Source organism: Actinosynnema sp. NPDC091369, assembly GCF_044757065.1.
Taxonomy (GTDB): domain Bacteria; phylum Actinomycetota; class Actinomycetes; order Mycobacteriales; family Pseudonocardiaceae; genus Actinosynnema.
Window position 1 is genome coordinate 19685 of record NZ_JBIVUG010000027.1, and the last position, 10850, is coordinate 30534.

Here is a 10850-nt window from a genome sequence, read left to right on the forward strand (position 1 = left end):
TTGTAGGGTTGTCGGGTGGCTCGTAGGGGTCGGCCGGTGGCCGCGGTGGTGTTGACGGACGAGGAACGCGAGACGCTGGCACGTTGGGCGCGGCGGGCGAAGTCGTCGCAGGCGTTGGCGCAGCGGTGCCGGATCGTGCTCGGCTGCGCCGACGGCAAGTCCAACCAGGATGTCGCGGCCGAGTTGGGCATCTGGCCGCAGACGGTGGGCAAGTGGCGACGCCGGTTCCTGGACAAGCGGCTGGAAGGACTGGTCGACGAGCAGCGTCCCGGCGCCCCGCGGAAGATCACCGACGAGCGGGTCGAACAGGTCGTGGTGGCCACGCTCGAACGGACACCGGCCGACGCCACCCACTGGTCGCGCGCGTCGATGGCGGCCGAGAGCGGGTTGTCGCGCTCCACGGTCGGGCGGATCTGGAAGGCGTTCAACCTCAAGCCGCACCAGGTCGACACGTTCAAGCTGTCCAACGATCCGCAGTTCGTGGACAAGGTCCGCGACGTGGTCGGGCTCTATCTGAACCCGCCGGAAAAGGCCCTGGTGCTGTGCGTGGACGAGAAGTCGCAGATCCAGGCCCTGGACCGGTCCGCGCCGACACTGCCGATGATGCCGGGCCTGCCCGAGCGTCGCACCCACGACTACATCCGGCACGGCATCACCACCCTGTTCGCCGCGCTCGACATCGCCACCGGCGAGGTGATCGGCTCGATCCACCGCCGCCACCGGGCGGTGGAGTTCAGGAAGTTCCTCGCCAAACTGGACAAGGAAGTGCCCGCGGACCTGGACGTGCACCTGATCTGCGACAACTACGGCACCCACAAACACCCCACCGTCCGGAAGTGGCTGGAAGCGCACCCGCGCTTCCACATGCACTTCACCCCCACCTACTCCTCCTGGCTCAACCAGGTCGAGCGGTGGTTCGGCCTGCTCACCGACAAGCGACTACGCCGCGCCGCCCACAAGTCCCTGCGCGCCCTGGAGAACGACATCCGCGACTGGATCAAGACTTGGAACGAGGCCCCCAGGCCCTTCGTCTGGACCAAGGACGCGGACGAGATCCTCGACCGCCTCGCCTCATATCTTGACCGGATTCCTGGCGCAGGACACTAGCCAGTCGAACGCGTGCAACTCGTCCGGGTTCCAGTCGGTGACCGGGACCAGGATCGGCACCGGCTCACCGGCCGTCCACCCGACCATCGCCTCGGACACCAGCCGGATGGCCGCGACGCTCTTGCCGGACCCGGGACCACCGAGCAGGAGCAGTCGACGATTCGGCGCGTGATCGCGCAGCAGCGACGTGATCCGGTCGGACGCAACACCATCGACCGCGTAGCGAGTGGCCAGCGGGCGCGGGGTGTTCAGGCCCAGGCGTCCCACTTCGGCGCGCCACACGGCGGTGACGGCGCCGGCCAGGCGTTCGGCTGCCTCGACCAGCACGCGGCTCAACTCCGCGCCGACCGGGGTTGTGCGGAACAGCAAATCCTGTTGCCACTTCGCGGGGTCGACCGGCGGCGCGAGTTCGGGCATCGGGTGGCGAGGCTGACCGTAGATCACCCGCAGCAGCTCGTCCAGCTGGCCGGGCAGGACGTAGTGGGTCGCGGAATAGGGCTGGAGGAACGCCGGCAGCTCGTCGGCCGAGTGCCCGGGCAGTACGATCGGGAGGACCCTGGGCAGCCACCGGGGTCGGTCGGCTGCCAGGTGTTCGCGCAGCATCGTGAGTTGGAACCGGGCGTTGCCCCGCGCCGCGCTGTCCGACCCGGCCAGCCGCTTGTACTCGCTCGAGGCGATGGCCAGCACGAAGTCGCCGCCGTCGATCTTCTCGACGGCCCAGTCGAGCCAGTCACGCCGCTGGTCTCGTTCCCAGAGGTCAAGCTGGACGTCGACGCCGTGTTCGGTGCGCAGTTGGTGGGCGAACCGGAGGACGGCTTCGGTGTGCTCCCCGGCGTCGTCCGCATAGGAAACGAACACCTGGGGAACTGGCGGAGGCGACACGGCGGCCAACCCTAGCGCCGACGTCTCCCTCGCGGAGCGGGACTGGGTGGTAATGAGCGGTCGTCACGTGAAGCGCGGGGTCCGGTTCGGTGACTGGACCGTGTTGTCCCGGGCGACGTCTCGATGCCGGTGACGATCCTTCACGAATGACATGCCGGTAACCTCGGTCAGTGCCTGCGGTCGAGGTGCGGAACGGGGGCGGCAATGGGGTCGGCAGACGTGGCACGTGCTCGGATCGTCGAGTTCTGGCGCACGGTTGAGATGTTCAGTCCGCAAAAAGCGGAAAAGGTCGACCGGGAACGAATGGTCTACGCGGTGCGCTCGGACGAACCGCTGCCGTGGGAACCGGACCACGAACTCGCCCGGCGTCGACTGCGGCCCAACCAGACCTGGCGGCACGTCGTCTATCTCGGGATCTACCGGTTGGACAACGTGTACGAGGTGCTGTCGCAGGTGTTCACCCCCGATGGCGAGAGCTACGACGAGCGTCCGGCGGGTGAGAGCGCGGTCGCCGCGTTCGCGGTGGACGAGGACGGTTGTGCCGTGCTCGACTCGGAAGTGTTGTCCAGCTGTGCATGGGCCACTGGGCAGGTGGTCCGGCACGGAGGCGGTCCGGTCGAGTGGTTGTCGGGTTTCGACAAGTCGGCCGAAGGGTTCTCCGAGGACTGGCGGAACATCGTCACGATCGAGGACCTGGGAGTCGGCGAGCACACGTCGCTCAAGACCCCTGCGACGCCGCTGCGCCTGGACCACGATCACCTCGCCGCCTGCCTCGCGGCCGCCGTCGCCGCCACGGGCACGGCCATCGCCCTGCGGCCCGGCGAGATCCGCGTCAGCAGCCACGTCGTAGCCCGGCGCACGGCGACCGCGAACGTCCACGACTTCCTCAACAGCTTCATCGTCGACGACCTGGGGAACGTGGCAGCGCGGTTATCCCGCGGCGAAGTCGGCGCGGCGTTGCGTGACTACTTGTCACCTCAGGGTGCGATCGACCGCACGAGGCGGATCGATGTCCGTGACGACGTCCACGCGGTGCTGGCGGCCACCGCACCCGATTCCGTGCCCTCGGGAAGGTGGCCGAGCAATCCAGAACACCCCTTGGCCCTGAACCAGCAGCTCGCCGTGAACACCGCGGTCACCATGCCCGGCGCCGGGGTGACAGGCGTGAACGGACCGCCGGGCACCGGCAAGACGACGATGTTGCGTGACCTGGTAGCTGCGCTGGTGGTCGAACGGGCCGCACGGCTGGCGAAACTCAGCCACCCCGGCAAGGCGTTCACCGGCAGGGAGTTGCGGTGGAAGACCGGGACGCGCACGCGAGTCGTCCGCGAGTGGCGATCGGACCTCGTCGGATTCGAGATGGTCGTCGCGTCCTCCAACAACGGCGCGGTGCAGAACGTCACCGACGAGATCCCGGCCGCGGCGGCGATCGACGTGTCCTGGAGTGACCGCGCCGCCGCCGTCGACTACTTCGCCGAGATCGCGGGCAGTCTGCTCGCCGCCGAGGCCGAGCCTGATGGCGGGTCGGGAACCGGTTCCGGCGAGGCGATGGTCGCGCCTGCGTGGGCACTGGTGGCGGCACGACTGGGCAACAAGGCCAACCGCAGCCGGTTCGTCAACGCCTTCTGGTACGAGACCAGGAAGGAGGACGACCCGAAGTCCTGGGACGGCATGCTTGCAGTCATCAAGGACTACGAGAACACCACCCCGGAATCCACGTGGCAACAAGCCGTGGCGGAGTTCCGCGCCGCGCAATCGCGAGTGGACGCGATCCGCGACCGAAGGACCGAAGTGCACCGAGCGGTGGCACGACATGGTCGGCTGATCGAGGAGGTCGCGATTCACCGACGGTCCGTCGTCGAAGCTCGGGAACGCCTCGCGTCCGCACGCGATCGGCACACGGCCGCAGTCGCCGTGGCGACCAAGGGGCAAGCGGAATTCGCCGAGGCCGAAGCGGCATACCGGGTCGAGGTCGAACGGATCGCGAGCGAACACCGAGTCTCCGTCGAGCAGGCGGTCAACGCGTGGCACGAACAGGTGCGGATGCGCTGGCAGGCTCGCCGCGAGCACCGAAGCAGGAAGCCGGACTTCTGGGCGTGGTTGCGGACGCTCGGCAGCCTCAATCGGCAGTGGAAGGAGTACGACGCGTGGCTGGCCCGCCAAGTGCAGGAGGCACAGGAGGGACTGGTGATGGCGCAGCGGATCCCGCCACCGGCCGTCCCTGCTCCGCCGAGCGCCACGGCGGCACTGATCCAAGCGAGGAACGAGGTCGCTGCCACCCATCGTGACGTGGAAGCCGCACGACAAGCCGCTGACCGCGTCGACCGTACGCTTCGCGACGGTGAGGCCGAACTCGCGGCCGCGCGACGGCTCGTCGAGGCGGGCGCGGAAACCTTGGGCAGGTACTGCCCGGACGATGAGTGGTACCACGATCGCGAACGGCGTGAGACGGCTGCGCTGTGGACCGATCCGGAGTGGAACCTCGCTCGCAGCGAGTTGTTCCTGGCCGCTCTCGCCCTGCATAAGGCGTTCCTCCGGCACGCGCCCGGCGACATGCGTCGCAACCTGCAAGCCGCGATGGACCTCGTCGCGGGCGAAGCACCGTCGGACATCGCCGAGGACGCGGCTCTGGAAGCGTGGCGCAGCCTGTTCTTCGTCGTGCCAGTGGTGTCCACGACGTTCGCGTCGTACGCCCGGCTGTTCGGGCACTTAAGATCCGAGGCCCTCGGTTGGCTGCTGGTGGACGAAGCCGGGCAGGCGACACCGCAAAACGCTGTCGGGGCACTGTGGCGCACGCGGCGCGCGGTTGTCGTCGGTGACCCGTTGCAGCTCGAGCCGGTGACCACCCTGCCGTTCCGCGCCGAGCAGGCGATCAGGTCACAGCTGGGCGTCGACGAGTCGTGGTCGGCGAGCCGGACCTCCGTGCAGCGGCTGGCAGACCGCCTCACGTCGCTGGGCACGCTGCTGCCCGATGGGGAGGGTGAGACGTGGGTCGGCGTGCCGCTGACCGTCCACCGCCGCTGCGGCCAGCCGATGTTCGACATCGTGAACACCATCGCGTACGACGGCCTCATGATCAACGGCACGAGTGCGGCGGCGGGAGAGCGATTCACCGCGGCGTATCCGGACCTGCCGGCGTCGAAGTGGATCGACGTCGTGTCGAGTTCCTCGCAAGGGCACTGGATCGACGAGGAGGGTGAACGACTCGACCGTGTGCTCGCGGCCTTGTCGAAGCTGGGATTCGCCATGTCCGAAGTGATGGTGGTCGCCCCGTTCCGTGACATCGCGCGCCGCGTCGCAACCCGGTCCCTCCGCTACCCCGGCCTGGTGGCGGGCACCATCCACACCGCGCAGGGCAAGCAGGCCGACGTGGTGGTGCTGGTCCTCGGCGGTGACCCGGCCCGTCCCGGGGCACGCCGCTGGGCGGCGGGCAAGCCGAACCTCCTCAACGTCGCGGTCAGCCGCGCCAAGCGCCGCCTCTACGTCATCGGCAATCGCTCCGCCTGGTCCTCGCAACGCTACTTCGACGTGTTGTCGGCGAACCTGCCGGCCTGACACGTGAGCTGACGAGTCGGTCGGTGGGGTGGCCCGGCATCCAACAGCATCACACGGGGGTAGGAGCAGCCGTGTCCATCGGCGCAGATGTCTTCCTCAGCTACACGTGGTCGGACCTCGCGCTCGCGGAGCAGGTGCAGACGGTGCTCGAAGGCGCCGGCATCACGGTTTTCCGCGACGTCGACATCGGCACCTTCGACCCGATCACCCTGCGGCTGGCCGATGCGCTCGACCGCGCCAAGCTGATGCTGGCGGTGTACTCCAGGCGCTACCCGACGCGCTACGCGTGCCAGTGGGAGTTGACGAGGGCCTTCCTGGCGGGGCAACACGCGGGTGACCCGCGCGACCGGGTGCTGGTGGTCAACCCCGAGGTGGACGAGTCCCACATCCAGCCGCTCGAACTGGAGGACGCCGGGTACCTGTCGGTGGCGGGTGGAGGGCTGGACGCCGCTCAGCTCGTGGCGCGGGTCAAGGTCAAGCTGGCGGCGATCGACGGGCCGATCGGGGCGTCGCGGCCGGCCCGGCGCCCCCACCTGCCTGAACGCGTGCTGCGGAACAGGCGGTTCGTCGGGCGCCACCGGGAGATGTGGCGTGCCCACAGCGAATTGCGTGCCGGTCGCGCGCGGGCCGTGCGCAGGCCCGTGGCGTCACGCGTGGCCGTGGTCCGAGGATTCACCGGCACCGGGAAGACCTGGTTGGCCGAGCAGTACGCGTTCCTGTTCCAGGACGCCTACCCGGGCGGCGTCTTCTGGGCGGACCTGTCCGGCGCAGCGCGCGCCGAGGACGCGGTGTCCTTGTTCGGCACGCAGCTCAAGGAGGTGGCGGTCCACGACCTGCGGCTCGACGTCGAGGGGGTCGAGGCGGCACGCCTGCGACCGTTGGTGGCACGTCACCTCATCGACGAGGGCCAGGACGTGCTGTGGATCGTCGACGACCTCCCTCCCGGCATGACCGGTGACGTCTTCGAGGAGCTCGTCGTCGGCTCACCGCGGGTGCACGTCCTGGCCACGTCGCGGGAGTCGATCGAGGGCTGGGGCGGCCCGGTCGTGGAGATGGCGGGGTTGAGTGAGCTGGAGGCGCAGGAGCTGTTCGACTACGACTGGATCGACCTCTCGCCGGCGGACCGCGAGGCGGTTTCCCGGTTGGTCGTGCGGTGCGGCGGGCATCCCCTCGTGCTCGCGACCACCTCCGGCTCGTTGCGCAACAGCCAGGGAGCGGGCAACGATCATGTGGCCGCCGCGCTCGACCGGGCGTCGGGGACCGTCGTGGACGCGCTGCGCCTGCGGATCACGGAACTGCCCGCCGACGTCCTCGCGGTCCTGACCACCACGACCGTGCTGTCGGCGGCGCCGTTCACCAGGGACCTGCTCGTACGCGCGCTGACGAGCGCGTTCGGCGCCGAGACCGAGTCGGCGGTGTCGCGTGCCTTGGACGTCTTGGACGACCGGAGCCTCATCCAACGGCTCGACCGGGTCGACCGGGTGGAGGGACCGCAGAGCTGGCAGGTGCACATGCTCGTGGTGGAGGCCGTGCGCCACGAGGTGCCGGTCGACGTGCTCGACGCGTGCCGGCGAACCGTCGCCGGCGTCCTGCTCGACGTCCTGGACAACGCCGGCAACGAGGTGCCGTACCGGCACGCCAGGGAGTTGGCAAGGCTGGACGCGGTCCCGACGGACCTGCGCGTGCGCCTCCTGCGATCGGTGACCGGGTTCCACCGCAGGAGGGCCGACCCGCTGCCCGCCGACGACGCGGCCACGGCCCTGCTCGACGTCAAGCGCGCCGCGGGGGTCGGTGGTGTCGACGACCTCCTCCTCGGCGCCCGGACCGCGCTGGAGGCGGGGCACTTCGACGCGGCATACCAGCGGGGTTCGCGGGCGTGTGAGCTGGCCGCCGCGGACGACAACTTCCGCGCAGAGTACCGGGCCCGCTTCCTCACCGCGCAGGCGTGCGACCACCTGGGCCGGTACGATCGGGCGGACGAGGTCTACCGGCACCATCCCCGGGCTCGGCGGGCCGCCGGTCCGCCGCGGTGGATGCCCGAAGAGGAACGCGCCGCCATCGAGGTCGCGGAGGTCGTGAGCCTGCGCGTGCGCGGCGAGGTGGGCGAGGCGTTGGACCTCGCGGCCGACCTCGTCTCGAGGCTGCCCAGCGGCACCCGCCACGATCGGCTCGACGGCGCCTGGTCCGACGCGATGATCGAGTTGGCCCGACTGCAGCTCGCCGCGGGGGAGGTCCTCAAAGCGCGCAGGACGAGCGCTGAGCTCGTCGAGGTGTACCGGAAGGAGAAGGCGACGGAGCACGCCCGGTCGCGGCAGGCAGTCGTGTTGCACGCCGAGGCACAGCTGCACGTCGCCTTCCGGGAGATGCCGAGCCGGAAGAAGGTGTGGGACCGGGCCGTCCGCGAGATCGGCGCGCTGCACGCGCAGAACGCGCACCGCTACGGCGACGACAACCCGCTGACCCTCGAGTCGGCGGTGCTGGAGGCGAAAGCGCTGCTGGACAACTCCCGGATCGACGAAGCGCGTGAGCTGCTCGCGCGCGTGGAACCGCGGATCGCCCGGGTCCTGGGCCCAGATCACCCCCTGGCGCACCGCGCCCGCTTCCACGTGGGCATGACCTACCAACGGGAAGGTGACTGGCCGCCCGCGATCGCCGTGTACCGGGAGCTCCTGCCCCACCAGGTGGCCACGCTGGGGCCCAACCACGTGGACGCCCTCGTCACCCGGCTCCAGCTCGGGGTGTGCCTCTCCGTCGTGGGGCAGGCGGCCGAGGCGAAATCGCTGGTGGAGGAAGCGATGCACGGCCTGCGCCGGTTCGGTTGGGCGCACGAGCCGACCATGCAGGCGTACGTCGCGACGGTGCTCGGGAAGTTGCCCGCACCGGCGCTCTCGGCCCTGCACCGGATCGTGCGGCTGTTCGCGCTGTGACAGTGCCGACGGCCGGTCGCGACGGACGGTTCAGTGACAGTTTCCGGACAGTCGATCGCGACCGGCCTGGATGTCGCCCCGCGTTGCTAGGGTCGATCGGACGCGCCGGGTGGAAGATCGTGCGCCGAGGGATCGGGAGCGTGGTTGTGACAGCTCGACAGCCATCCGTTTTCGTGTGCTACACGCATGATTCGCCGCGCCACAAGCGGCAGGTGCTCGACTTCGGCACCTTCCTGGTGTCCGCGGGAGTCGACGTCTGCCTCGACCAGTGGCAGCCACCGGTGCGGCAGGACTGGTACCGGTGGGCGCTGGGCAAGATCCCGGAGGCCGACTTCGTGCTGGCCATCGCGTCACCGGACTTCCACCGGGCCGCGGACGGCCGCGTGCCCGCGGAGCGCAACCGCGGTGCGCAGGCGGAGGCCACGGTGCTGCGCGAGCTCCTGCAACGTAATCGTCCTATGTGGACACGGCGTATCCTGCCGGTGGTCCTGCCCGGTCGTGCGGTCGACGAGATCCCGCTGTTCCTGCAACCCCTCACCGCGGATCACTACATGGTGGACGGCTTCACCGAAGAGGGCGCGAAGTCGCTGTTGGCGGTGCTTCGCCGCGAGCCCGCAGGACGGTCGTCGGCCGACCGGTCCGCGCCGACGGCCCCGGAGTCGAGGCCGCCGTCGGGCAACGTGCAGAAGGTGGTCTCCAACGGTAACGGCGCGGTGTTCGCCAACCAGGGTGGGGATCAGACGATTCACTACCGGTGACGGCGCCAGGTCGTCCTCCCACCGCGGTAAGGTGGGAGCGGGTTTCCTCGTCGCTCACGGCGGTCAGTTCGTCGATCGACTTGACCAGCTCGAAGGCATGGTGCGGCACCGGAATCGCCTCGTTGAACAACAGCGCGCACGGTGAGCAAGGAGCAGCCGGTGCTTTCCGAGACAGGGACCGCTGGGCGCCCACTCAAGGTGTTCGTGAGTTACGCCCATGACTCACCCAGGCACAAGGACGACGTGCGCGCACTGGCAGGCGTCCTCGAGCAGTGCGGCATGAGTGTCACGCTGGACCAGTGGAGCAGCCCGGGCCGGCAGGACTGGTCGTCCTGGGCGACCGGCGGGATGTCCGAGGCGGATTACGTCGTGGTCGTGGCATCGCCGGACTACAAGCGAGCCGGCGACGGGCTCGGCGCCTCCCCCGTGAACCGCGGCGTCCAGTCCGAGGCTGCCCTGCTGCGCGACCTGCTGCATTCGGATCGCGCGACTTGGCTGCCCAGGCTGCTCCCCGTCGTCCTACCGGGGCACTCGGTGGCGGAGATCCCGCTCTTCCTCCAGCCCTACACCGCGGACCACTACGTGATCGAGGAGATCAGCACAGCGGGTGTCGAGGACCTGCTGAGGGCGATCACCCGCCAGCCTGCCTACGTCAGGCCGGCCCGCGGCCCGGTCCCGGTCCTGCCCCCGCGATCCACGTCCACCGGCACGGGCCCTTGGGCACCGCTGTCCCGGCCTGCCGCGGTGTCGTGGCGTGGCGAACTCGTCGGCACCGGTCACCTCCATGCTCCAGCACTGGAGGTGGCGGTGGTGCCTGTGGGTGAGCTCAACCGGATCCGCGTCACGGTCCTGGAGGCGCTCGCGCGCCGCTTGGCCACTGAAGGGCGAGCCAACGGCTTGTTCGACGTCGCCGAGCAGTTGGCGATCGGCTCGTCCGACCAGGCGGCTTGGGCGTGGGCCGCCGATCAGTCCCGAAGGCCGGTCGGTATCGCCGTGCTCCGGAGCGGACAGCGGTTGACGTGGTCCGGGCTCCCGAAGGCGACGCTCGGCAGGGTGCTGATCCGCGCGGACGTCGTGTCGCGGATCGCCGACTCACTCAGGGTCCTGATGTCGCTCGACCTTCCGGAGCCCGTCCGAGTGGCACCCGCAGTCGCGCTGGAGCCACTCTCCATGACGCGCATCGGCACCCGGCAAGACCTGACCGCGTCGAGCGCACCGCTGCACATGACCCAGCCTCCGCACCTCCGACTACCCACCGAAGAGGAATTCACCCCCGCGCAACTGCGCGCCGAGGCAGAGGATGTAGCGCAAGAGCTCACCTCCAGGCTGTTCGCCACCTTCCGCCGGGAATGCCGGTGAACGCAGCACATAGGCGATGCGGTGCGACTCGGCGCGCAGCTGATCTCGATCGGGGGCGTTCTGTAGCACCTGGCAGACTGCACCACAACCCTGACGACGTGGCACACACCCACACCGCGCCGGACAGGCAGGTCTTGTTCGCCGACAGGTTGTCCATGATCACGTAGGGGACTTCACCCCGGATGTTGGACACGGGGTTATGCGGCTGAGGTCAGCGTAGCCGGTGTCGGGGTGAGGGTGTTCTCGTAGTCGATCGGGGATG

At 69.5% G+C, this 10850-nt stretch carries 6 protein-coding genes; 5 read left to right on the forward strand and 1 reads right to left on the reverse strand.

The window, feature by feature from the left end; translation table 11 throughout:
- Positions 1–15 precede the first annotated feature (15 nt).
- Complete coding sequence (locus tag ACIQMJ_RS40430; RefSeq protein ID WP_499766312.1) at positions 16–1107, forward strand: IS630 family transposase; 1092 nt, start codon at positions 16–18, stop codon at positions 1105–1107.
- Here the strand turns inward: ACIQMJ_RS40430 and ACIQMJ_RS40435 are convergent.
- The gene (locus ACIQMJ_RS40435) at positions 1072–1989 is read right to left on the reverse strand and encodes an SEFIR domain-containing protein (RefSeq protein WP_499766317.1); all 918 of its coding nucleotides are present in this window, start codon (positions 1987–1989) and stop codon (positions 1072–1074) included. The genes ACIQMJ_RS40430 and ACIQMJ_RS40435 overlap by 36 nt on opposite strands.
- 219 nt (positions 1990–2208) lie before the next feature.
- Here ACIQMJ_RS40435 and ACIQMJ_RS40440 point away from each other — a divergent pair, with 219 nt between their 5' ends.
- The 4 genes from ACIQMJ_RS40440 (at position 2209) to ACIQMJ_RS40455 (ending at position 10588) form a co-directional block, all read left to right on the forward strand.
- Positions 2209–5544: a DEAD/DEAH box helicase gene (locus ACIQMJ_RS40440; protein ID WP_499766313.1), complete on the forward strand. Its 3336-nt coding sequence runs from the start codon at positions 2209–2211 to the stop codon at positions 5542–5544.
- 71 nt (positions 5545–5615) lie between these two features.
- On the forward strand, positions 5616–8471 hold the full coding sequence (locus tag ACIQMJ_RS40445) for a tetratricopeptide repeat protein (protein WP_499766314.1): 2856 nt from the start codon (positions 5616–5618) through the stop codon (positions 8469–8471).
- A gap of 173 nt (positions 8472–8644) precedes the next feature.
- Entirely contained in the window at positions 8645–9229 is a 585-nt protein-coding gene (locus ACIQMJ_RS40450) for an SEFIR domain-containing protein (RefSeq protein ID WP_499766315.1), read from the forward strand.
- Positions 9230–9370: 141 nt separating this feature from the next.
- Positions 9371–10588: a toll/interleukin-1 receptor domain-containing protein gene (locus ACIQMJ_RS40455; RefSeq protein ID WP_499766316.1), complete on the forward strand. Its 1218-nt coding sequence runs from the start codon at positions 9371–9373 to the stop codon at positions 10586–10588.
- Positions 10589–10850: the final 262 nt, after the last annotated feature.